We start from the raw sequence: 24,711 nt of genomic DNA, 5'->3' as shown, positions 1-24,711 counted from the left end.
TCCAATAAATTTATAAAGTTTCATACTGACTTAGAGAGAATATTAATACCATATTCAAAATCATTCCAAACCGGTCTGCTGTTGAAAAACCAGCTGGTAAGAAAATAAAAAAACACCCCCAAACGGGGATGCTTTGTAAATATTTATTGAAGATTAACTATTAGAAAAATTAAGCTCTTAAATATCTTGAATAAGCATAGCCTTCCTGACCGTCATCAGTTTTCACTTTCCACCAGTCATCAGAAGTCTGCTCAATCAAAGTTACCGATGACCCTTTTGCAGCTTTTCCTACTACAGCAGCCTCAGTAGAAGGCTCCTGTCTGATGTTCAGATTAGAATCTTCCGTAGCTACCGTTAAAGAAGCTCCTGAAGTTAATCCTGCTACCTGTACATCAATATTGATATCTGAAGCCGAATAAGTAGAATCAATAGTTCCCAAAGCATTCCATACTGCATCTTTTGCTGCTGTACTGGAAGCATTTCCTGAAACATAAAGAATACCATCCTGCTCCTGAACCTGAAGGTTAGAAATTCCTGCAGACTGTGCTGCTGAAACTACACTTGAATATTTATCTTGTAATGTGCTCATCTTAAAATTATTTTACCACTAGGTTATTGTTATACTTTCCGATTTTCAAAGCATCTACAGACTCTTTAATTTTTCTTGCCTGAAGGGCTGAAACATTTCCTGTAAGGGTAAGTTGCCCGTTTACAACCTCTACTTTTACAGAAGGGAAATCTTTAACAGCATCCTGAACTTTTTTCTGAACTGCAGGATCTACAGCAGATGCTGTTTCCACTGGTGCAGGTGCAGCTATAGTAGACATGTCCATTACTTCTTTTACTCCTGTAATTGCTTTTAACTGTGTAATCATAGCATCTTTAGACTGCTGGTCTTCGAAAGTTCCGCTTAAATGAGCCACTCCTTCTTTTACTTCCACAGAAGCATTGGGATTAGAAGTAACGATTGTTGTAGCCTGAGTCTGAAGATCGGCATCTGAAATTTTCTTTTTGCAAGACACCGCTCCAAAAGATATTGCTACAGCTAATGCAGCCATTGCGATAGTTTTTTTCATAGTTGTATATTTATTAATGTTGTTAATACAATCAAATGTAATAATAAAATTTGTACCAAAATAATAAAAACTCAATAAATGTTTCTTAATTTTTTTACAATATTTTCGAAATCAGCGTTTTAATTTTAATGTATTATAAACTTAATCTAAACTTAGCCAAATTCGGACAAAATATTGTACCAATTGAAAAACTATTATATTTGCGGGAATTGAACTATTTATATGAAAGGACAGAATAAACTTTTTATTGCTATTATCGTTGCGCTTATCCTTGGAGTAGGAATCGGAGGACTGGTGCACTTACAGTATCCTGAGAGTGCGGAACCATTTTCCAAAAACATCAAACTGTTGGGAACGGTTTTTATCAGGCTTGTACAGATGATCATTGCACCGCTTGTTTTTACCACGCTTGTCGTTGGCATTGCTAAAATGAGCGATATCAAAATGATCGGAAGGGTAGGGACGAAAGCAATGCTGTGGTTTATCAGCGCTTCCTTGGTTTCTCTTTTTATAGGATTGATGTTGGTAAACTGGCTGGAGCCGGGACATGTAACCAAACTGCCTATTCAGGATGCATCTGCCGCAGAAGATCTTTTAAAAAGCAGTAAAGGTTTTTCTTTGGAAGACTTTGTAAAACATATGATTCCTAAAAGTTTATTTGAAGCTTTCGCTACCAATGAGGTACTTCAGATTGTTGTTTTTTCCATTATGTTTGGGTTGGCCCTTGCTAATTTAGGAGAAGAATATTCAAAGCCGGTGGTTAAACTTTTTGATATTATTGCCCATGCCATCCTTAAAATGGTGGGCTATATCATGTGGTTTGCACCACTCGGGGTTTTGGGAGCCATTGCTGCAGTGGTAGCTATGAACGGTTTCGAAATATTCAAAGTCTATGCAATTTACCTGAGAGATTTTTTCTTTGCATTGGGTGTACTTTGGCTTGTTCTTCTATTGGTAGGTTATCTGATCTTAGGAAATCGCCTTTTTGAACTCCTTAAAAGAATAAAGGCCCCGTTACTGATTGCTTTTTCAACAACAAGTTCAGAAGCTGTATTTCCAAAGCTTGTGGAAGAGCTTGAAAGATTCGGATGTAACAACAGGGTAGTATCTTTCATCCTGCCTTTAGGATATTCATTTAACCTAGACGGAAGTATGATGTATATGACGTTTGCTTCCATCTTTATAGCCCAGATCTATGGTATTGAAATGGAAATTGGACAGCAGATCACAATGCTTTTAGTTTTAATGCTTACCTCAAAAGGAATTGCCGGAGTTCCAAGAGCTTCTTTGGTGATTATCGTGGCAACCTGTTCCATGTTTGGAATTCCGCCTGAAGGTATCGCTTTGATCCTGCCGATCGACCATTTCTGTGATATGGGAAGAAGTATGACGAATGTATTGGGGAATGCATTAGCAACTTCCGCTGTTTCCAAATGGGAAGGACAGCTGGAAAATACACCTCAGGAAGTTTAATCGCACATGACAAAACAATATATAGAGAATCATAAACAATATTTCTTTGAAAAAGGCCTTACCGTAATCAATTCGGTCTTTTCTGATGATGAGATTGAAAAGATCGTAAAGAGCATTCGAAATGCTGATAACTCAAGAGAGAATTTCAGAAAATCTGATGACCTTTTTGCCGTACGACAATTCCTGAAAGAAGTTCCGGAAGTTAAAGATCTGATATTTAACGATACTATTAAAGCCATTGTAAGAGAAGTCTTCGGGGAAAAATATTTTGCCGTAAAAAGTATTTATTTTGACAAACCGGAAACTTCAAACTGGTATGTGGCCTATCATCAGGATCTGACGATTTCAGTGGATAAAAAACTGGAAATACAAGGTTTTGGGCCGTGGACAACCAAAAATAATCAGTTTGCTGTGCAACCGCCTTTGCCATTTCTTGAGAACATATGTACCATCAGGATCCATCTGGATGATACGGATGAATATAACGGAGCATTGAAAGTTATTCCGGGATCTCACACCCAAGGAATTTACAGACCGGACACGATAGACTGGAGCAAGGAAACGGAAAAATTTTGTGATGTACAGAAGGGCGGTATCATGCTCATGAAACCTTTGACGCTTCACGGGTCCAACAGAACTACCGATGGCAGGAGAAGAAGAGTGATTCATATAGAGTTTTCTGATATGGAGCTGCCAGAGAATTTAAAATGGTCCGAAAGAATGAATTAATTCCAGTATTAAAATGGGAGCTGATGAAACTAATTTCCGGTCATTCACTCAAAAAATATGATGAGATAGAGAAAGTAGCCATTAAAGTGTTATCCTTAGAAGGAGATTTTGTACATACTAATGACATTCACTAAAAAGCATTTTATAAAAGGAATTATATTCAGTTCCGATTTGAAAATCGCACCCGGTGTTCTGGATTTGTATAATTTAAAGAGAGACGTATAGATTTATCATAAAAAATAATGCACTTCATATTTGAAGTGCATTATTTTTTGTTTAGGAAGATAGAACTTAATAAAATTGAAATTCAGTCATCTTAAATTTTTGTCTTCCAGTTTCTTACCATTATTTCACGGAAATCTCATCAATAAAAATATAAGCCTCACCGCCGGCCCCCTGATGCCATTCCGGAAGTTTTCCGAAGTAATGCGCTTTTACTTTGATGTATCGGGCTTCCGTAGGAAGAATTTCTGTTCCGAAATCCCTGATCTGCACTTTTTCATCTTTAGGATCTATGGTATTATCTAAAGTTTCAAGAAGAACAAAGTCTTTCCCGTTCATGGAAGCATAATATTCCACTTTTTTAGGCATCAGGATCCAGGCCCTGCTGTCCTGAAGATAAGTGGATGATAATTTAGTAATCTGTTTTGGAGATTTAAAATCAATCACTGCTTCAAAATCATGTCCCTGATAGCCGTGCCATTCACCCTTTCTCCAGTTTACATCACCCTTGATGCCGTCGATCAGAGCCAGTTTTCCATTGGCGGTATATTGTGGGTTAACTTTTGAATTAACGGTAATATCCCAATAATTAGGTCTTCTGTTGAAATTGGCTACCGTAACAGAGCTTTTTTCTCCATTTCTTTCCGAATAGGCAAGAATCTGAGTGGTTTTGCTGATGGTGAAAGGTCCTTTATAAGCTGTGAAAGTCTTCCTTACGTTAGCATCACTTTCACTTAAGGTTATATAATATACTTTATCAGCAGGATTCAGTGGAGTGATCTGTACTTTTGCGGAAAAATCGAAGATCCTGTCGGAGGCAATAACCGGTGCCGGAGTCAGCCGGGTATATTTAAAATCCTTTATTGGTTTGCTGTTTTCAAAACCTAATTTTTGAAGTTCGGATCTGCTGGTATTCTTGCTGATCACTTTTGTACTGCCGTCTTCCAGATGAATTTTAACCTCATCAAAATAAGGTGTAGTTGTCTGCCATTCGGGCAATCCCGGTGTTACAGAATAAATTCCCATTGAACTTAAGATATACCAGGCGCTCATCTGGCCACAGTCTTCATTTCCGATAAGCCCGTCCGGCGTATTTTTATAAAAATGATCAAGGATATATTTGATCTTGGCATCTGTTTTTTCCGGTTTTCCTACGTAGTTGTATAAATAGGCAATATGGTGGCTCGGTTCATTTCCCTGAGCATACTGACCCATCAATCCTGTGATGTCTGCCTGCTCTCTTCCCGTTGTTTTTTCCGGTGCAGCGAAAATAGCATCAATGAACTGTTCAAATTTTTCTTCCCCACCGTGAGCTGCAATCAGTCCCGGAATATCCTGCTGTACCGAATAGGAATAGTGCCATGAATTTCCCTCCGTATAATTATTGTTGACTTCCGCCGGATCAAAAGGCTCATACCAGTTTCCGTTTTTCCTCGGCTGCATAAAGCCGTTGTTCGGATTGTAAAGATTTTTCCAGCTCTGGGAACGCTTCATGAAATACTGATAATCTTCTTTCTTGCCTAAAATCTTAGCCATCTGAGCAATACACCAGTCGTCGTAGGCGTATTCCACCGTTTTTGAAACGCTTTCATGCTCGTCATCCATACTGATGTAGTTGTTCTGTTTATATGCATTCAGGCCGAAAATATCCAGCATGGCAGAATTTTTAGACGCTTCAAATGCTTTTTCATAATCAAAACTCTGGATGCCTTTAGCCATAGCATCTGCAATTACAGAAACAGAATGATAGCCAATCATGCATTCCGTTTCATTGGAAGCCAGTTCCCAAACCGGAAGCTTTCCGCCCTGTTCATACTGTTTGATAAAAGTATTGATAAAGTCTGCCGTTCTTTTTCTGTCGATAAGGGTCATCAGCGGATGGGCAGCCCTGAAAGTATCCCAAAGAGAGAATACAGAATAATAATCAAAGCCCGTTGTCATATAAAGCTTATTGTCTCTGCCTCTGTATCTTCCGTCTACATCCATATTGATATTGGGCTGGGTAAAAACATGGTAAAGAGCTGTATAAAAGACAGAAAGTTTATCCTTATCATCAGATTTTACTTCAATTTTTGACAGTTCCGTGTTCCAATTGGTTTCGGCCTGCTTTCTTACGGTTTCAAAATCATTGGATTTTCCTTCTGCCAGCATATTTTTTTCCGTTCCTTCATAACCTGTCGGAGAAATAGCAACTTTTACACTGATCTTTTCTCCTTTTTTAACATCTGCTGAGAATGCCAGAGCCAGTTTTGTTCCGGTAAACAGTTTATCTTCCTGCTTTCCGTTAACCTCTTTTTTGGAGATTTTCATGGGTTTTGAAAATTCAATTCTCGCGTAGATGTACTGATTGGCTGCCCAGGCTTCACTTCTTCTGAAAACTTCAATGGTTTTGTCATCAATAACTTTTACTTCACCTTCCAGCAGCTTATCCCTGTGGTTGAGGTCCAGAATAATATTTGCCTTACCGGAATTATTAAAGATATATTCATGATAACCAACCCTTTTGGTGGTCGTCAGGCGAACATCAATATTGTTTTTATCTAATTTGACGGAATAAAATCCAGCAGAAGCCTTTTCATTTTTATGTGAAAATCTAGAAGAATAATCTTTGTAATTCAGGCTCGCATTTCCCATTGTTGGCATTAGCATGATATCCCCGTAATCCGAAACCCCTGTTCCGTTGAGATGTGTATGAGAAAAACCATAGATCACAGAATCCGAATAATGATAGCCGCTGCATCCGTCCCAGCTCCCGTCTATCCTTGTATCGGGAGAAAGCTGAACCATTCCGAACGGAACAATAGCTCCGGGAAAGGTGTGGCCATGACCTCCGGTTCCTATAAAAGGATTTACATACTGAGAATAATTCTGAGAATAAATAATCTGGGCAATACATAGTGAGAAAACTGCCAGGCTTTTTTTCATATCTTAATTTTATATCAACGAATATAAAAACATTAGACCGGAATGTAATAAAAGAAGACCGGAATTGTGAGAAGCAGGAATAAAACCTGTGCATATTTCGCAGGATTAAGTTTTGGCTAAAGCCGGATGAATGGTAATAATATATTGGTTAATGGGCTAAAGCCCATTCCTATTGAATTTATATGGATTGCTTAAACCTTTTAATCTTAAGACCTAAACTTCTCCTGCAAAAAGATCATCTAAATAATTCTGCTGATCAACTTCCGTTCGGTCTGTCCCCAGGAATTTTTTTCAGGCTTTGGACTCATGATATACAATGTCCATTTCCCAGACACAGTAAGTAGGAAGATGAATTCTGTTCCTGTTCCAAACTTCAAATTTTCCTGAACCATCATAATAAAACGCTTTCCCATAGTTCGTTTTCGCTCCTCCATGTGCAGACCAATAACAGGCAATGCTCACCACATCTGTGCATAATGACAAAACCCAGGTCATCTTTATTCTGGAAATTTTCATCAGCATTTTCGATGCAGGTTTTTGCATTGATAATATCCTGAGCAGAAACTGCAGATGGATCTTCGGCAAGGTCATACCATTTGAATCTTGTCTTTCCTAGCACAAAAATACCTTTGGAAGATGTGTATTTAAAAGAATAGTTATTAGTATTCATAGGCTATTTGTGTGGTGATAAAATTGTATTGTAAGAATGATGATGATAAATATGACGGTAGAATTTTTATAATCTTATTTATCACATTGGGTTATAGATTTTATTGATTCTAAATTGTCGAAAAAAACCGTAAATTTGTGAACAATTTATATTTAGTATGTTGACGAAAGAAAAGGTTCAAGATTTCCTTAAAGAGATAGAAGTAGACGATTTGGTGAGTAACTTTCAAATCATGGGCAATGATGTTTATATTGACATGACAGCCCATTCACCGGCAATGCACGAAAAGAAAAAGCTGGAAGCAGCCATGAAGCAGGCTTTTGCCAGTGAGTTTGGAGAAGATATTAATCTGAAATTAAAAATTGTTTCTCCGGAGCCCAGCGAGATTCAGCAGAGCCAGATTAAAGGTAAGCAGATTGCAGGAATTCAGAATATTATAGCTATTGCTTCTGGAAAAGGAGGTGTAGGAAAATCTACAGTTGCTGCAAATATGGCAGTTACTTTAGCTAAAATGGGTTTCAAAGTAGGATTACTGGATGCCGATATCTATGGACCGTCTGTTCCTACCATGTTCGATACGGAAGGTGAAAAGCCAATCTCTGTAGAAGTTAATGGAAAAAGTATGATGAAGCCTGTAGAAAATTACGGGGTGAAAATGCTGTCTATAGGATATTTCTCAGGAGCCAATCAGGCTGTAGTCTGGAGAGGTCCTATGGCTTCCAAAGCTTTGAACCAGATGATCAGAGATGCAGCATGGGGTGAACTTGACTTTTTATTGATTGACCTTCCTCCGGGAACAGGAGATATTCACTTATCCATCATTCAGGAAGTACCTGTAACGGGTGCTGTGATTGTGAGCACACCTCAGCATGTAGCATTGGCAGATGTAAGAAAAGGGATTGCGATGTTCCAGATGGAAAGTATTAACATTCCCGTTCTTGGATTAATCGAAAATATGGCGTATTTTACGCCGGCAGAACTTCCTGATAACAAGTACTACATCTTTGGACAACAGGGAGCTCAGTATCTTGCTGGAGATCTGGGGATTCCGGTATTGGGAGAGATTCCATTGATCCAGAGTATCAGAGAAGCGGGGGATGTCGGAAGACCGGCTGCGCTTCAGGAAGGGTCTAAAATTGCAGAGATCTATACAGAAACGGCAAGAAATATGGTAGAAAGTCTTGTAGAAAGAAATAAAAACCTTCCGCCTACAGAAGCTGTAAAGATTACCACTATGGCAGGATGCTCGCCTAAAGCTAAAAAATAATGATTTTCAATTAAGTTTGAAAAAGCCGAATTGAACTAAAGAAATATGGAAACAAATATAACACACGAAGATACAGTAACGAGAGTAATGGAAGCTCTGGAAAGCATCAGGCCGTTCCTGAATAAGGATGGAGGTGATATCGAGCTTATTGACGTGAAGGATAACCAGGTTTTTGTAAAACTTTTGGGTAACTGTTCCGGGTGTTCGCTGAATTTTTCTACCCTGAAACTGGGTGTAGAAAATACCATCAAGCAACATGCCCCGGAGATTCAAAAAGTAATCAATGTAGAGTAAAAATTACACGAAATATTTTTTAAGGACAGGTTTTTCAGCCTGTCTTTTTTTGTTCTGATTTTATTGAACATATTCTTGTGAAAGTTGTATTGAAAAATATTTTTAAACCCTATTATTTAATACTTTAAGGATACGTTTTATACTGATTTTTATTGGCTTTATGATTTTTTTAACTATATTTGTTAAAAACGCATCTTATGTTTGAATTTCTGCAAAACTTAGAACCGCTGCATCAGGGGTTTTGGTATACAGCCATAGCAGCCAGCTTCATCTTTTTAATTCAAACGGTTCTTACTTTTGCCGGAGGCAGCTATGGAGATACAATTCACGCTGATTTCAGCGAAGACAGCCATGCTGATAGTCCTTTTCAGTTATTTTCCTTCAGAAACCTCATCAATTTTCTTTTGGGGTTCGGATGGAGTGGTGTAGCGTTCTACGGCTCAATAAGCAGTAAGTCGCTGTTGATCTTTGTTGCAGTACTGGTAGGAGCAGGATTTATATTTCTGTTTTTTATTCTTATCATGCAGATCCTTAAGCTTACAGAAGACAATACGTTTAAGATGGAAAACCTGATTGGAAGGGCAGGAGAAGTTTATCTTACCATTCCGGCAGATATGAGCGGCAAAGGCAAGATCACCATATCTGTAAACGGGACCAGCCACGAGCTTCCTGCGATGACGGAAGAAAAAGAAAATATTCTGTCCGGTGATTCTGTGAGAGTCACATACATCTATGACAAGATCCTTGTCGTTTCAAAAATTTAATTCATTATCAACCATTATAAAAACTATTTATGGCAATACCAGGAAGTCTTATTTTAACATTAGTTATTGTACTTGTACTATTCGTCACATTTTTGGCCCTTATTTCGAGGTACAAAAGATGTCCTTCGGATAAAATTTTGGTTATTTACGGTAAAACAGGCGGTACCTCAGCAAAATGTATCCATGGAGGTGGTGCTTTTGTTTGGCCCGTTATACAGGATTTTGCTTACCTTGACCTGAAACCTATTTCTATAGAGGCCAATCTTACCAATGCCTTATCCAGACAGAATATCCGTGTAGACGTACCGTGTAGATTTACTATTGCTATTTCTACAGAATCGGATTCTATGGGAAATGCAGCGGAAAGATTACTGGGGCTGGCTCAGGAGCAGATCCAGGAGCTTTCCAAAGATATCCTGTTCGGCCAGCTTCGTTTGGTGATTGCCACGATGACGATTGAAGAGATCAATTCAGACAGGGATAAATTCTTAGACAATATTTCTAAAAACGTAGATACTGAATTAAAGAAAATAGGTTTAAAGCTGATCAACGTGAACGTAACGGATATCAGAGACGAGTCCGGATATATTGAAGCTTTGGGTAAAGAAGCTGCAGCAAAGGCAATTAACGAAGCAATTATCAGTGTTGCCGAGCAGACGAAGATCGGGGAAACCGGAAAAGCAATTGCCGACAGGGAAAAAGATACGCAGATCGCAGAAACACAGAGAGACAGAGACGTAAAAATTGCGATCACACAAAAAGATAAAGAGATCAGTATTGCAGCAGCCGTAAAAGATGAATCTATAGGTAAGGCAGAAGCCGAAAAAGAATCCAGAATTGCCACATCATTAGCAAATTCTATCGCTGTAAAAGGGGAGAACGAAGCAAAAATTACGATTGCCAACTCCGATGCTGAAAGAAGAGAAAAAGAAGCGGAAGCATTAAGAATTGCCACTGCCGCAGAAAAAGTACAGGCCGCAAGATCTTTGGAAGAATCTTACCTTGCTGAACAGAAAGCGGAGGTGGCAAGAGCAGAAAGAGAACGTTCTACCCAGCAGGCTAATATTGTAGTTCATGCAGAAATTGCGAAACAGAAAGCCATTATCGATGCGCAGGCCGAAGCTGAGAAAATCCGACTACAGGCAAAAGGAGAAGCTGATGCTATTTTCGCAAAAATGGAAGCAGAAGCAAAAGGTCTTTACGAAATTCTGACCAAGCAGGCTGAAGGTTACGATAAAATAGTACAGGCTGCAGGAGGAGATACTAACAGTGCCTTCCAGTTGCTGTTAATTGAAAAACTTCCAGAATTGGTTAAAACCCAGGTAGAAGCCGTTAAGAATATTAAAATAGATAAAATTATGGTTTGGGACAGCGGAAACGGGCAGGACGGAAACGGTTCTACCGCTAATTTTGTTTCAGGAATGATGAAAACAGTACCGCCCCTGAATGATCTGTTTAATATGGCAGGCCTTAATTTGCCCGAATATTTAAAAGGAAAACCGGATGAAATTAAAACAGAAATTGTAACCGTTCCGGAGAAAAAAGAAAAAAAGAATTTTGATGATATGAATCCGGAAGCTGAGACTCCGAAAGCATAACATTGAAATTATTGGAGATAACTACCCGGGGCGGAAAGCTTCGCTTTCCGCCCCGGGTAGTTTATTTTAAAATAACTTGTACACGGTGATCTGCAAGAATCTGAAGTATTTTATCAAATTTAGTTTTAAATATTTTTTTGCTTCTTTGATGATTAAGCCAGGTTAATTTTGACATAGCTTTTACGCCAAATCCTCCGCAGAGGCAATCATTCAATGCCCCAAATCCACGTCCGAAATATCCGCCGATACCATTAACTTCTTCTCCTAAAGTACAGAAAAAGCCATCTAAATTATGAAATTCATTTCCGTCGATCTGAATACTGATATTTTCTTTTACCTGGTCTATTGTCGTTGTGTGAAGGGCATAAACAAGCCAGCCCTGTAATTCTTCTTTCCTGAAATTTTTCCAGATATTCTTTTGGATAATTTCATTATTGAGCCTCATTTTCCAGGCTTTATGATAACCTGGAGGATGACACCATATTTGTCCTAATAAAGTGACATTATTTTTTTGGGACTTTACTATTCTGATATTACTAATGAAAGTCTTGGTTACAATAGATTTTTTATCATCAAGCAAACAGATAAAACCGTTGTTTTCATAGATTTTTGTGGCATTTTCTATTGTTGATATCAGATTGGAAACGTTATCAACATTAATGAGCCGTACGGTACGGTAAATAATAGCCGCAGGGCTTTCAATATTTTTCACGTCGTCAATAAGTGCAATGATTTCCGGCTCTGTTTCACTGTCAAAGGCCAATCCAAACATATTTTAATTATTTCAGGGGCATTAGTAAAGCTTCAAATTTACTGAATTTGCACGCAAAAAAGCCCCGGAAAAATCCAGGGCCTTCAATCAACTCAATCAAATATTCTATTTTACAATAACCCTCTTGATGTGTCCTTCTGATGTTTTCACAAGGTAAACGCCTGCAGAAAGATTTGAAGTGTCTATCGTTAAAGCATTTCTCTCCTTTCCAAGCATCTTTCCCGACATATCGTACAGCTCATAATCCTGTGCCCTGTTGAAGTACAGCATATTTCCTTTCGATATAGGATTAGGAAACACATTGAATGTCGCTTTCTCTGTTTTTATTTCACCTGTTCCTAATGTAATAGGAGAAACAACTTCATACATGGATAATGTTCCACTGATTTCGTTGGCAATAATCACATAGCCTTTTCCGGTTGTTGTATTTCCCGGAGCGATGTAGGTAATGCCTTCAGGACCGTTATCACCGCCGTACGCTGAGGTAGACCGGGAATGCTTATAATCTGTGAATACAGGATTATTAGGATCCGTAATATTATAAACCATTACCCCTCCGGTCCTTTCTAGAGTAATAAAAGCGTAAGTCTGTCCATTGATGGTAGCCAAAGCAACCCCTTCCGGTTCAGGACCTTTTGCACGGCTCCGGTTTTTGATACCGTTTCCTTCATTGTCCGCATTAAAGATCAGTGGATGATAGGCTGCGATGTATCTTTCGAACTGGTCACCACTGTCATACACCAACTGTTTTGTATCGGCATTGAAAATAGAGAATGAACGTGCACCCAAAGCTGCAATTTCTTCAAACTCTGTATCTACATCCGTATTTCCAGTTGCGCTGGAAACTCTGAATCTTCCTAAATTATGAGAAGCTTTTAAAACTGATGCCTGAGGAAACAACACAGGATCCAATGTATACGTACTGGCTCCCACAGTTGTTCTTTCGCTGTACCCTGAAAGATCCTTTTCATCACCTTCATTAGCGGTTACTATATAATTGGTATTTCCTATTTTGTAATTCTGAACAGCATCCGGAATGTAGTAGGCTTTTACAGGCCAGTTGGCGATCAGTACTTCACCATTATTATCTGAGGCATCAAAGCCGTTACCCGGAAGACTCATATCCTTTTTGCCTAATCCCCAGATTCCGGAAATTGTTTTTGTGGCTAAATTGATCTCAGCAATTGCATTGTTTTCCTGAAGCGTTACCCAGGCTTTCTGACTGTCTGAACTTACCGTAACGTATTCAGGTTCCAGATCCTGTGAAAGTGTATTGTTAGTTCTTATTTTTCTCAGTCCCGTTGCTATTAAAGCAGCTGTTTGAGAATTGAAACTGTTAAAATTAAGAGTTGTAACATTACTTTGCGTAAGGTTTCCGATACCACCCGAGATATCAATGATGCTAATCGTTCCTTCTGGATCTATGGTGTACGCGTCATTAGGCTCACCTTCATTGGCTGTGATTACTTTTGTTCCGTCAGGAGTGAAAGTTACCATATCAGGAAGAGCACCTACAGTGACCTGTTTCAAAAAGTTTCCGTTAATGTCAAAGAAAACTACAGAGCCATTCTGTTGTGGATCGGCATTGGGAGAAGCGGTTGCAATGATGCCGTTTTTAACAGCAATACTGGTAATTCCTCCGTATGGAGCCATATTTACCGTTTTAATTACGGAAAGAGCATTTGGATTAGTAAAGTCAATAATGTCAAAAACATCCGTGATCGAACTGACGGTGAATAGTTTCTGGCTGGAAGGATCATGGACTACAATTTCTGTAGAGCTGTTATTGTTTCCGGAAGGATCAAAGCTTCCAACGTAGTTCAGCTGAATCTGTCCGGAAGGAACCGGAGCAGGCTTATCATTATCTACAATATAAACAGTGGCTGTATGATCTCCGGAAATTGTTGTTCCGGTTGGATTTTCAAGGCTTATTACGAAATATTCAGCCTGCTGTTCTTCCAGCGTATCATCAAGGATAGGAATATCTATAGTATAGCTTGTTGTGGATGGTGTAATATTGATTGTCTGATTGGCTAATGTGAAATCACTGCTGTCTGCCGTACTGAACGGTGCCGGTTTTACCACAAGATCTACCGTAGCTGTTGAAGGATTGGTAACGTTGATCTTGAATGCCAGACTTCCTGTATTTTCATTCACCTTAATGAAGTTTTTATCCAGGGAAACCGTTGTCCCAGCTGTAGCAAAGGTACTTGAAGTTATTGTTGTTATGCCATTGTCACTTATATCTTCAACCATATTGGGTTTTAAAGCCAGATAATAGGTTTGCCCGGGAGTAAGTGCTGCTGTCGGAATTACTGTAATCTTGTTATTGTTAAATGTCGTAGTGAAGGGAACCGGAGTACCTGAAGAATTTCCAATACGGAATTCTACAAGGCTTTGTGCATTAGAATCGTTGATCGCGGAATTATCAGTAAGCCTTACATTTTCATTGAAAGAAATAGTTGGATTTACCGAAATAGAAGCATTATTTGTGTTGTGATTGGGGAAATAGGTGGTGTTTGGAGGTGTAGTATCTATTCCTCCGGCAGCGGTGCCATCTACTGTAAAATTGTCAAAACGGTTATTTCCGCCCGTTCCGCCTCCAGTGGCAGAAAACTCTACTTTTAATTTAAAATTCGGGTTATTGGAAGCTCCTGAAACAGTAGAAAAGTCAAAAGTAACCAGTTGAGGGTTTGCATCTTGAGGATTAATGGTCTGATACGGAACAAAAGTAGTTCCATCTGTTGAATAGGACCAGGACTGAGTTCCCGCACCCTGTCCGGACCTTCTCGTTGTAAATTTTACAACGGCATTTTGATAGCCTGTCGTTGGAAGATTGAACAGTAACGCGCCTCCAATAGGATTGTTGAATCTTAAATGGGTTCCGGAAGGATCTCCGTTCCTGGCATTTAAATTATCAGTACTGAAGTTTTGTCCTGTACCGCCTGCAAAATCTATTTCGCTTGTCCCCCCGGCCAGAGCAGCAAGAGATCCGCTCAGCAAAGTGGAAGAGGGAGCTGTAACAGATGCTGAAGATGCATTATTGTTGAAATTCCAGTAATGGATAAGTGTCTGTCCAAAAAGTCCGCCCTGAAGGAACAATGCGGCAATGACAGATCCTTTTAATAGGTAATTGTTGATCATTTTTTTACTTGCATTAGATGTATGCAAAAATGAACTTTATAGACTGCAAGTATTTTAATGGAATCTTAAGAAATGTTTAATAATAAGGTAACAGTTATTGAGAAAGGGCTAAATAATAAATCTACATTGTAAAACAAGGGAATTAAAACAAATTACAATCGCCTTCCTTTTTTATCTGGTTATCTTGCTTCCGGGGTTATTCGATACCTTATCTGCTGAGTTTTTCCCTTCCAAAGGATGCTTCTGCATATATAAAAATCCTGAAACAGCCATTAGAACCAGAAGTATAAAAATAACAAGAAATATTCTTTTTAACATATCCCTCATATTGCTAAATTTTTAATGTCCCTAATTTCCAAAGTAGATGTAGGATAGCCCCTAAGTACGGCATTGATCATTGCTCTACCCACTTCGTGTAAAGTTAATGATTTTGAAGGTAATAAAACAGGAAAAAACCAAATAAATGGTTTAAAGAACCATTTCACATTGATCTGACCTTCAACGGGTTTCATAAATCCCGGACGGAAATTGAAGGTATTCCTGAAACCTAGTTTTTTCAAAGCATTTTCTGTCTTGCCTTTTACTCTTGCCCACATCATCTTTCCACTTTCTGTACTGTCCGTAGATGTCCCTGAAACATAGTTGAAGACCATTTCCGGATTTTGGTTCAGAACTGCTTTGGCAAAATGAACCGTAGTATCGTAAGTGATCTTCGTATAATCTTTCTCGCTCATTCCTACACTGCTGATCCCTGCACAGAAGAAGCAGGCATCATAGCCTTTAAGTTTTTCATCATTCAGGTCTATAGATAAAAAGTCAGGCACCAAATATTCCTTAAGCTTGGCATGTGTTTTTCCGGAAGACTTCCTGCTTACGCTTAGTATTTCGGAAACATTGGGATTTTCAAGGCATTCCATTAAAACACCTTCACCTACCATACCGGTTGCTCCTGTAAGAATTATTTTGATCGGATTCATTCTTTTTCTGTTGATATTATGTATAACGTACTGCCGTTTAGTTTTACTTTAATTACAGCAAAAATTCTATATTTTGGAAGATAATATTAATGACAGATTTATTTACAATGGCATAATAAAAAAACCAGCCCCAAAAAGGCTGGTTTTCAAATAATATAGAGTAAAAAATTATTTTTTTTCGTGCAGCTGACTGTAAATATTGTGGATAAGCCCGTCGGCCACGGAAATTTTTGGAACAAATATCCTGTTGATATCCGACCATGACATAACGTTATTAAAGATCCTTAATGCATGAACCAGAACATCGGCTCTGTCTTCTCTGAGATTATGTTTAGTCATCCTTTCCTCTACAGAAAGCTCATTAAATTCTTTATACACTTTTTTAAGATGCGAAAGTGTCATCGGTTTTCCGTCTTTGGTCTTACTCATCGAGAAAACCTTATTGATATTTCCTCCGGAGCCAATAGCTACAACAGGTCTTTTGCTGACAATACTTTTTTGAATCTCATCCTTCATTTCCTGCCAGTTTTCAGGAGTTACCAGATTGTTCAGAAGACGGATAGTCCCGATATTGAAAGATTTTTCATACACCATTTTTCCGTTTTCATAAAAAGTAAGTTCTGTGGAACCTCCTCCCACGTCAATGTATAGATAGGCGAACTCTTTGTCAAGTCCTTCTGCAACATGGTTTTCATAGATAAGGGTGGCTTCCTCATCACCGGAAATAATTTCTATATTGATTCCCGAAGTCTCCTGAACCCGTTTGATGATTTCATTTCCATTGGAGGCATCACGCATGGCGCTGGTGGCACAAGCACGGTAATGCTCTACTTTATAGATCTTCATAAGGTCGCTGAAAATCTTCATAGAATCGACAACCATTTTTTCCCTTTCTTCTCCAATCATTCCCATGGTGAAGACATCCATTCCCAGTCTCAAAGGAATTCTTAAAAGATTAAGTTTTATAAATTCAGGTTTTCTGTTGCTGATCTTTACTTCATTGATCAGAAGTCTGGCGGCGTTACTTCCTATATCTATCGCTGCAATCTTCATTTTTTGCTTGTTTTAGCTTTTAAATATTTGTATGTTTCTATTTGAGAACGGCATTCCTTTTTATCATTCCTCACATACTCGTTGCTCAATTTTTTGTCTAAAATACGAGCTTTTACGTTATCTCTCAACTGAATGTCGAGAATATCTTTCAATTCTTTTTTCAGTTCCTTGTCTGTGATCTTTGCGGCAGCTTCAATTCTATAGTCCAGGTTTCGGGTCATCCAGTCGGCAGATGAGATGTAAAGGTCTTCTGCACCTTTATTATAAAAATACATAACCCTTGCATGTTCCAGGTATTCGTCGACAATACTTATTGCCTTTATTTTTTCTTTAAATTCCTTTTGATTGACAGCACAGTAGATTCCTCTTACGATTGTTTTTGTAATGACTCCCGCTTTTGCGGCTTCATAAAGTTTTTCAATAAGAGCTCTGTCACTCATAGAATTGGCCTTGATGATGATTTCTGCTCTTCTTCCTGCTTTAGCCTCTTCTATTTCCTTATCAATATGGTGAACGATCTTTTCACGCATGAACTGGGGGCAGATCATTAAATTCTTACAGGTCTTCAAAATCGGAAGAAAATCATCTTTTGGTTTCTTCAGTACATTAAATACTTTATTGATATCTGCCATGATACCACGGTCTGAAGTCATCAATAAATGGTCACCATATATTTTTGCTGTTTTTTCATTGAAGTTCCCGGTGCTTATAAAACCATACTGGAGTGTTTTATTGTGTGCTCTTTTCTTGATTACACAAAGTTTCGCGTGTACTTTTTTATTCGGAAGGCCAACAAGTACAGTAATTCCTTCAGGTTCAAACATTTCTTTCCACTTAAGATTGGATTCTTCATCAAACCTTGCCTGAAGCTCCAGCATGACCGTTACTTCTTTACCGTTTCTGGCGGCGTAAATCAGGGCATTGCTTATCTTTGAATTACTGGCAAGACGGTAAGCAGTGATCTGTATAGATTTTACATCCGGGTCCATGGCAGCTTCACGTAAAAGATCAATTACCGGATTGTATTTGTGGTAAGGAAAAGTAAGCAGAACGTCTTTCTTCAAGATAACATCTGTCACTCTTTCTCCATTTTCAAAAGCCTGATGGGTAAATGAAGATCTTTCCACCGGTCTTGCATACGTTTCAAAAACATCAGGAAAGTCCATAAAGTGCTTGAAATTATGAATTTTTCCTCCCGGGATAATGCTATCTTTTTTGGTTAAATTCAATTTTCGGATAAGAAGTTCCAGCAGGGCCTTGTCCATATCCTTATCAAAAACAAACCGGGTAGGTTTTCCTTTTCTTCTGTTTTTAAGGCCTTTTTCTATTTTTTCTGCAAAATTGGTACGGATGTCATTATCAAGATCCAACTCGGCATCTTTTGTTACCTTAAACGCATTGGCGGAAAATTCGTCATATCCGAAATATGAAAAAATATGGGGAAGATTGAACGTGATGACATCTTCAAGCAGCATTACATTTTTTTCTTCCGGATCTTCCGTGGGCAGCAGGACAAATCTTCCTACAAAACGTGACGGAATTTCAATAATCGCATAATTGCTGGAATACTGCCAGTCTTTCTTTCTCATGGCAACACCCAGATAGAGACTTTTATCCCTCAGATACGGCATCGGCGTATTTTCATGAAGCAGGATAGGGATCACATTGGATTCCACCACTTCATCAAAATATTGTCTTACGAATTCCTTCTGATTGGCAGTCAGGTTTTTAGATGTCTTAATAGAAACCTTAAGACCAGCCATTTCAGCCTGGATATGTTTCCAGGTCTTATCAAAATTCAGCTGTTGTCTCATCACAATTTCATTGATCCGCTGAAGGATTTTTGATGGGGGCTGATAGAAAGATTCAGCGATCACTTTTTCTTTAAAATCCATTGCCCGCTTTAATCCTGCCACGCGTACCCTGAAAAATTCATCTAAATTGTTGGAGAAAATTCCCAAAAAACGTATTCTTAAATGTAAGGGAACATTTTCGTCCATAGCTTCTTGTAAAACCCTTTCATTAAAAGCAAGCCATGTGATATCTCGCGGATTAAAGTGTACTGACATTCTAAAGTTTATATTTTATCAAAAATAACAATTCGTACAGTTTAATTGATATTTATAAGGTTAAACTTTGATTAATTTTTTTAAATCCCTAATGTTCAAACTGTCTTGAATAGTACAATTTAACATAATCTGACGGACGCTGTTCACTTTGATTATTTTTGATTCTGTCATTTTGTCACAAAAAAAGATATGGTACAGATATTGAGAAATTGAGAGTGTAAATTAGAATATAAAAATTAGAAAAAATATAAATATTATGAGTAAAATAATTGGAATTGACTTAGGAACAACCAACTCATGTGTTGCTGTAATGGAGGGTAAAGACCCTGTTGTTATCCCTAACGCGGAAGGTAAAAGAACAACTCCATCTATTGTGGCATTCACGGAAGATGGTGAAAGAAAAGTAGGGGATCCTGCAAAAAGACAGGCTGTAACGAATCCAAAGAAAACTGTATACTCTATCAAAAGATTTATCGGAACTCATTTTAAGGAAGATGCTAAAGAAATTTCAAGAGTGCCTTATGAAGTAGTGGCAGGACCCAATGATACTGTAAAAGTTAAGATCGACGACAGAGAATATACACCACAGGAAATTTCTGCAATGATACTTCAGAAAATGAAGAAGACTGCTGAAGATTATCTTGGACAGGAAGTTACAAGAGCGGTAATCACGGTTCCTGCATATTTTAATGATGCACAGAGACAGGCTACTAAAGAAGCCGGAGAAATTGCAGGTCTTAAAGTAGAAAGAATCATCAACGAGCCTACAGCTGCTGCATTGGCTTACGGTTTGGATAAGAACCATAAAGACCAGAAGATTGCTGTGTATGATCTTGGAGGTGGTACTTTCGATATCTCTATCCTTGATTTAGGTGACGGTGTATTTGAGGTATTATCCACTAATGGTGATACACACTTAGGAGGTGATGACTTTGATGATGTGATCATTAACTGGATGGCAGATGAATTCAAATCTGAAGAAGGAGTAGATCTTAAAACTGACGCTATCGCACTTCAGAGATTAAAAGAAGCTGCTGAAAAAGCAAAAATCGAGTTATCTTCTTCTGCTCAGACAGAGATCAACCTGCCATATATCACAGCTACGGCTACAGGCCCTAAGCACTTGGTAAAGACTTTAACTAAAGCTAAATTCGAGCAATTGGCTTCAGATTTAGTAAGAAGATCCATGGAGCCGGTAGCGAAAGCACTGAAAGATGCAGGCTTATCAACTTCTGATATCGATGAGGTAATTTTGGTAGGAGGTTCTACAAGAATTCCGATTATTCAGGAAGAAGTGGAAAAATTCTTCGGTAAAAAACCTTCAAAAGGAGTTAACCCGGATGAGGTAGTAGCTGTTGGAGCTGCAATTCAGGGTGGAGTACTGACAGGAGATGTAAAAGATGTATTACTTCTTGACGTTACGCCGCTTTCTCTAGGTATTGAAACAATGGGTTCTGTATTCACGAAACTAATTGAAGCGAACACTACGATTCCTACTAAAAAATCTGAAGTATTCTCTACAGCTTCTGACAACCAGCCGGCTGTAAGCATCAGAGTGGGACAAGGAGAAAGACCAATGTTCAACGATAATAAAGAAATCGGAAGATTTGATCTTGCGGATATTCCACCAGCACCAAGAGGAGTTCCTCAGATCGAAGTAACTTTTGATATTGATGCCAACGGTATTCTAAGCGTTTCTGCGAAGGATAAAGGAACTGGAAAAGAGCAGACGATTAAGATCCAGGCTTCTTCAGGTCTTTCTGATGAAGAAATCGAAAGAATGAAGAAAGAAGCTCAGGAAAACTCTGCAGCAGATGCTAAGAAAAAAGAAGAAGTTGAAATTTTCAACAAAGCTGACGGATTGATCTTCCAGACTGAAAAGCAGTTAAAAGAATTCGGAGAAAAGCTGTCTGCTGACAAAAAAGCAGCTATTGAAGCAGCTCACGGAGAATTGAAAACAGCTTTCGAAGCTAAAAATGCAGACGATGTGAAAACTAAAACAGAAGCTTTAGATGCAGCATGGATGGCAGCTTCAGAAGAACTGTATGCAGCAGGACAACAGCCGGGTGCAGATGCAGGAACTCAGAATTCTGAAGGCAATGCAGGAGGTAATGATGATGTACAGGATGCTGACTTTGAAGAGGTAAAATAATTATTGATTAACAATAATAACAAATAATTAAAAACCGCTTTAAACATTCGTTTAAAGCGGTTTTTTCATGTTTACAGGACACTTTTCAATTCAAATTTTATTTGTACCGCGTCTTAATTGGAGATAATGTTGCGCCTTATTATGTCTTAATTAGTCTTAACTAGTTTCAAGGTTAAATATTAGCATTAAAATTAAGTGCTATGGGTTTAGTAAATTGAAGATACCTAGAGTTTGCGAGCAATGTCAGAAGGTTTTAAAACATTTTTGTTGTCTTCTCCCAAGTCTGATGAAAAGAAAAACGGAATTTCAAGAAATACGGCATCTGCATTAATAAATAATCCTTCTATAGCAATATCTGCTCTTTTTAGCGTCTGAGTGATCTGGTCAAAATACATTTCAATAGGATACAGATCATTATGATTCCCGGCGACAGGATTAGAGATGACTAAAGGAAGTCCTTGCCTGTCTGTAAAATAAAATGCAGTACTTGTTTTTCGCTTTTTTCTTCCCAGATAAGAAACCTCTTCTCCTCCGCGTAATGCCGATGTATGGCTGCCATCTAAATCTCCGCTTGATGAATCCAGCTTTGATTTTTTTTTTTTGGATAACAGCCGTATCCAGCAGCCTTCTCAAACATTATTAACACATCATTTACGATAATGATAGAAAACACTTTGATAACTTAAAACATAGTCTTCAAACAAACTTTTTACAGGTAAATATTCTCATTGAACTCCTGTTTTGAGCTTGTATAATATACTATTCCCGATTTCCACTAAAGGAGCTTTGGGAAAAAATCCTCGTTTTGGCGGCGGAAGATAGGGTACTATTTCATTTTCTATTATATCTTTGTCAAGTACCTGGTACATCATGGGCTTGATTTGTTTTTTTATGTTTCGCAACACAAAAATAGTCAAGCCTTGTTTTATATATAAGTTTAAATGACTTCATAGAATAAGATTACTATGCCAATTTAGATGCAGTACTTTTTTAAGGTAATTAATTAAATGTTTTACCCAATCAAAATTTAACAATTAATAATGCTGCAGAAAAAAATGATATCTAGCTAACCAATATTGTGTTAGTATCATTTAATTGCAAATGATGGGCATTAATAAAAATTTGCGATATGAGTAAGCTGCTTAATATTGAGCAGTTGTATTTTACGTCCTTCCATCCGGATAAGATCCTCCTGTCTGAAATCATGAAGTATACGTGCCAATGTTTCATTAGCCGTTCCTGCCATATTTGCTAAATCTGTTCGGGACAAGGTAATAAACGCATTATCTTCTGCATCATTCAATTTATATTTTTTGTGCAAAATCAGTAAACTGAGTGCCACTCTTTCTCTCACTGTACGCTGGGAAAGAACGGTCATCAGATTGGCCATTACACTGAACTCATGGCTCAGACTTTTTAAAAGCAGTCTTGAAAAAACAACCGATTGATCCAGAATCTTTAAAAAATCTTCTTTTGATATAAAAGCAATGACAGAATTTTCGATAGCCTGAGTAGTATCTCCATAAGATTCGTTACTTAAAATAGCGGAATACCCAAAAAATTCTCCGGTATTATAAATATAGATAATCTGTTCTCTGCCGTCATTATCCACTTTGTATTTCTTTACTTTACCTGTTTTTAAGTAAAAGATACCGCTGGGCATTGTTCCATCGGTGAAAATAGCTTCGTTTTTACGGTAATTCTTATTCTGCATCGCTGCTTTGAGCATCTCCTTATCATATTGGGGAAGCTCGTCAAAGAGATATTGGTTATTGAAAAGAAATTTTGAGATCATATCTTGTCACAAAACTACGCTATTTTAAGCGAACAGAAACTTGACTTAAATCAAATTTTAGAAAGAGATAGATCATTATAAATTCTTAATAAACAGTCTACTTTTGCTGGAATAATAATACTGATTTTGAGATGGAGTATATGGAACACTTAAAAAATATCGGCATTGTACCTGCTAAAGAAGTTTTTTGGAATTTATCAGAACCTCAGTTAATATCCCAGACTTTAAGAAATAATGAGGGGATTATAGCCCGATCAGGGGCACTGGTATGCGATACAGGTGAGTTTACGGGGCGTTCTCCTAAAGACAAATATGTTGTTAAAGATCAGAAAACCGCAGATTCTGTCTGGTGGGGAGAAATTAATCACCCTTTTCTGCCAGAAGATTTTGACCGGCTATATGAACGTGTTACCAATCATCTCTCGGATCATGATATCTATATTAAGGATGTTTATGCCTGTGCAAAATCAGAATACCGTCTTAACATAAGGGTTATTACAGAGAACCCATGGCAGAGTTTATTCGCTAATAATCTTTTTTTAAACCCTGATGAAAAAGAACTGGAAACATTTGAACATGAATGGCTGATCCTTGCAGCTCCTAAGTTTAAAGCGGATCCGAAGATTGACAAGACCCGCCAACATAATTTTACGATTATCAATTTTACAAAAAAAGTGATTCTTATAGGAGGAAGTGCTTATACGGGTGAGATCAAAAAAGGGATTTTCACAGTATTGAATTATATACTTCCTCATGAAAAGAATGTACTTTCCATGCACTGTTCAGCGAATATCGGAACAGAAGGGGACACTGCCGTGTTTTTTGGACTGTCAGGGACAGGGAAAACTACACTTTCCGCAGATCCGTCCAGAAAACTGATCGGAGATGATGAGCATGGATGGGATGATGATCATGTTTTTAATTTTGAAGGTGGGTGTTATGCAAAGTGTTATGGTCTGAGTAGAGAAAAAGAGCCTCAAATATTTTCTGCGATACGCTATGGAACACTACTTGAGAACGTTCGTTTCTTGGAAGGGACTGATGTTGTTGATTATGAAAACGTTTCTGTAACAGAGAATACCAGGGCTGCGTACCCAATTGAATTTATAGACAATGCAATACACCCATCTGTTGGTGGAATACCCAATAATATTTTCTTTCTGACCTGTGATGCATTTGGAGTATTGCCTCCGATCTCAAAATTAACTGTAAGCCAGGTGATGTATCATTTCATTTCAGGATATACGTCGAAGGTAGCGGGAACCGAAGCTGGAATTACCGAACCACAGACTACATTTTCAGCATGCTTTGGGAAACCTTTTCTCCCTCTTCATCCTACGAAATATGCTGAACTGCTGGGAAAAAAACTGAAAGATAACAAGGTAAACGTATGGCTTATTAATACAGGCTGGTCCGGAGGTGCCTACGGAGTAGGAGAACGCATAAAACTGGCTTACACCAGAGCAATGATTACTGCAGTATTGGAAAATAAATTCGAGGATGCAGATTTTATGAGGGATGCTGTGTTTGGACTTCATATGCCTTTAGAATGTGATGGAGTACCATCAGAAATCTTAAATCCCAAAAATACCTGGACAGACCAATCTAAGTATGATGAAATGGCCTTGAGCCTTGCAGCCCGGTTTGCAGAGAATTTTAAAGATTTTGAATCTTTTGCAGGTGAAGAAATTATGAATGGAGGTCCTGTTATACAAAGTAAGTAAATTAAAT

21 protein-coding genes are annotated in these 24,711 nt (G+C 38.1%); 8 read left to right on the top strand and 13 right to left on the bottom strand.

Translation table 11 applies throughout. The annotated features are described in order from the left end of the window. Nucleotides 1-169 precede the first annotated feature (169 nt). Entirely contained in the window at nt 170-589 is a 420-nt protein-coding gene (locus DRF60_RS04385) for an SH3 domain-containing protein (RefSeq protein ID WP_116010903.1), read from the bottom strand. A gap of 7 nt (nt 590-596) precedes the next feature. Continuing rightward, nucleotides 597-1,076, bottom strand: coding sequence for a BON domain-containing protein (locus DRF60_RS04380; RefSeq protein ID WP_116010902.1), 480 nt, complete (start codon nt 1,074-1,076; stop codon nt 597-599). Nucleotides 1,077-1,298: 222 nt separating this feature from the next. On the opposite strand from DRF60_RS04380, the gene DRF60_RS04375 reads away from it, so the two are divergent. Both DRF60_RS04375 and DRF60_RS04370 read left to right on the top strand, forming a co-directional pair. Next, complete coding sequence (locus tag DRF60_RS04375) at nt 1,299-2,549, top strand: dicarboxylate/amino acid:cation symporter (protein WP_116010901.1); 1,251 nt, start codon at nt 1,299-1,301, stop codon at nt 2,547-2,549. Nucleotides 2,550-2,555: 6 nt separating this feature from the next. Continuing rightward, nucleotides 2,556-3,278, top strand: a complete 723-nt coding sequence (locus DRF60_RS04370; RefSeq protein WP_116010900.1) for a phytanoyl-CoA dioxygenase family protein — start codon at nt 2,556-2,558, stop codon at nt 3,276-3,278. A 345-nt stretch (nt 3,279-3,623) separates the two neighbouring features. Here DRF60_RS04370 and DRF60_RS04365 read toward each other — a convergent pair whose 3' ends face one another. The 3 genes from DRF60_RS04365 to DRF60_RS21510 all read right to left on the bottom strand — a co-directional run bounded on the left by DRF60_RS04365 (nt 3,624) and on the right by DRF60_RS21510 (nt 7,095). Beyond that, the gene (locus DRF60_RS04365) at nt 3,624-6,425 is read right to left on the bottom strand and encodes a GH92 family glycosyl hydrolase (protein WP_116010899.1); all 2,802 of its coding nucleotides are present in this window, start codon (nt 6,423-6,425) and stop codon (nt 3,624-3,626) included. A 239-nt stretch (nt 6,426-6,664) separates the two neighbouring features. After that, entirely contained in the window at nt 6,665-6,820 is a 156-nt protein-coding gene (locus DRF60_RS21515) for a hypothetical protein (protein ID WP_238640016.1), read from the bottom strand. Continuing rightward, nucleotides 6,817-7,095, bottom strand: a complete 279-nt coding sequence (locus DRF60_RS21510; protein ID WP_238640014.1) for a hypothetical protein — start codon at nt 7,093-7,095, stop codon at nt 6,817-6,819. The genes DRF60_RS21515 and DRF60_RS21510 overlap by 4 nt, the downstream gene beginning before the upstream one ends. Nucleotides 7,096-7,252: 157 nt before the next feature. On the opposite strand from DRF60_RS21510, the gene DRF60_RS04355 reads away from it, so the two are divergent. The 4 genes from DRF60_RS04355 (at nt 7,253) to DRF60_RS04340 (ending at nt 11,018) form a co-directional block, all read left to right on the top strand. After that, complete coding sequence (locus tag DRF60_RS04355) at nt 7,253-8,362, top strand: Mrp/NBP35 family ATP-binding protein (RefSeq protein WP_116010898.1); 1,110 nt, start codon at nt 7,253-7,255, stop codon at nt 8,360-8,362. A gap of 45 nt (nt 8,363-8,407) precedes the next feature. Then, the gene (locus DRF60_RS04350) at nt 8,408-8,656 is read left to right on the top strand and encodes a NifU family protein (RefSeq protein ID WP_051890476.1); all 249 of its coding nucleotides are present in this window, start codon (nt 8,408-8,410) and stop codon (nt 8,654-8,656) included. A gap of 197 nt (nt 8,657-8,853) precedes the next feature. Continuing rightward, nucleotides 8,854-9,420: an NfeD family protein gene (locus tag DRF60_RS04345; protein WP_116010897.1), complete on the top strand. Its 567-nt coding sequence runs from the start codon at nt 8,854-8,856 to the stop codon at nt 9,418-9,420. Between the two features lie 29 nt (nt 9,421-9,449). Beyond that, a complete protein-coding gene (locus tag DRF60_RS04340) occupies nt 9,450-11,018 on the top strand; it encodes a flotillin family protein (protein WP_116010896.1) in 1,569 nt (522 codons plus the stop codon). 61 nt (nt 11,019-11,079) lie between these two features. On the opposite strand, the gene DRF60_RS04335 is transcribed toward DRF60_RS04340, so the two are convergent. From DRF60_RS04335 to ppk1, 6 genes are all read right to left on the bottom strand, one after another. Further along, entirely contained in the window at nt 11,080-11,790 is a 711-nt protein-coding gene (locus tag DRF60_RS04335; protein ID WP_116010895.1) for a barstar family protein, read from the bottom strand. A gap of 105 nt (nt 11,791-11,895) precedes the next feature. Beyond that, the gene (locus DRF60_RS04330) at nt 11,896-14,934 is read right to left on the bottom strand and encodes a choice-of-anchor I family protein (RefSeq protein WP_116010894.1); all 3,039 of its coding nucleotides are present in this window, start codon (nt 14,932-14,934) and stop codon (nt 11,896-11,898) included. A 171-nt stretch (nt 14,935-15,105) separates the two neighbouring features. Further along, nucleotides 15,106-15,252 carry a hypothetical protein gene (locus DRF60_RS21060; protein WP_157967924.1) on the bottom strand — a complete coding sequence of 49 codons (147 nt, stop codon included), beginning with the start codon at nt 15,250-15,252 and terminating at the stop codon, nt 15,106-15,108. 5 nt (nt 15,253-15,257) lie between these two features. Next, nucleotides 15,258-15,911 (bottom strand): NAD-dependent epimerase/dehydratase family protein, encoded by a 654-nt coding sequence (locus DRF60_RS04325; protein WP_116010893.1) that lies wholly within the window; start codon nt 15,909-15,911, stop codon nt 15,258-15,260. Between the two features lie 168 nt (nt 15,912-16,079). Next, nucleotides 16,080-16,964 (bottom strand): Ppx/GppA phosphatase family protein, encoded by an 885-nt coding sequence (locus DRF60_RS04320; protein ID WP_116010892.1) that lies wholly within the window; start codon nt 16,962-16,964, stop codon nt 16,080-16,082. Continuing rightward, on the bottom strand, nt 16,961-19,033 hold the full coding sequence (gene ppk1, locus DRF60_RS04315; RefSeq protein ID WP_116010891.1) for a polyphosphate kinase 1: 2,073 nt from the start codon (nt 19,031-19,033) through the stop codon (nt 16,961-16,963). The genes DRF60_RS04320 and ppk1 overlap by 4 nt, the downstream gene beginning before the upstream one ends. A gap of 256 nt (nt 19,034-19,289) precedes the next feature. Here ppk1 and dnaK point away from each other — a divergent pair, with 256 nt between their 5' ends. Beyond that, nucleotides 19,290-21,185, top strand: coding sequence for a molecular chaperone DnaK (dnaK, locus tag DRF60_RS04310; protein ID WP_116010890.1), 1,896 nt, complete (start codon nt 19,290-19,292; stop codon nt 21,183-21,185). Between the two features lie 224 nt (nt 21,186-21,409). Here the strand turns inward: dnaK and DRF60_RS21055 are convergent, their stop codons facing one another. After that, nucleotides 21,410-21,580, bottom strand: coding sequence for a hypothetical protein (locus DRF60_RS21055; RefSeq protein WP_157967923.1), 171 nt, complete (start codon nt 21,578-21,580; stop codon nt 21,410-21,412). A 716-nt stretch (nt 21,581-22,296) separates the two neighbouring features. Next, nucleotides 22,297-22,980: a Crp/Fnr family transcriptional regulator gene (locus DRF60_RS04305; RefSeq protein ID WP_116010889.1), complete on the bottom strand. Its 684-nt coding sequence runs from the start codon at nt 22,978-22,980 to the stop codon at nt 22,297-22,299. A gap of 131 nt (nt 22,981-23,111) precedes the next feature. Here DRF60_RS04305 and pckA point away from each other — a divergent pair, with 131 nt between their 5' ends. Continuing rightward, nucleotides 23,112-24,704 carry a phosphoenolpyruvate carboxykinase (ATP) gene (gene pckA / locus DRF60_RS04300; protein WP_116010888.1) on the top strand — a complete coding sequence of 531 codons (1,593 nt, stop codon included), beginning with the start codon at nt 23,112-23,114 and terminating at the stop codon, nt 24,702-24,704. Nucleotides 24,705-24,711: the final 7 nt, after the last annotated feature.

This window comes from Chryseobacterium elymi, assembly GCF_003385495.1.
Taxonomy (GTDB): Bacteria; Bacteroidota; Bacteroidia; order Flavobacteriales; family Weeksellaceae; genus Chryseobacterium; species Chryseobacterium elymi.
The sequence above is the reverse complement of the archived record's forward strand: the minus strand, read 5'-3'. Positions and strand labels throughout refer to the sequence as shown.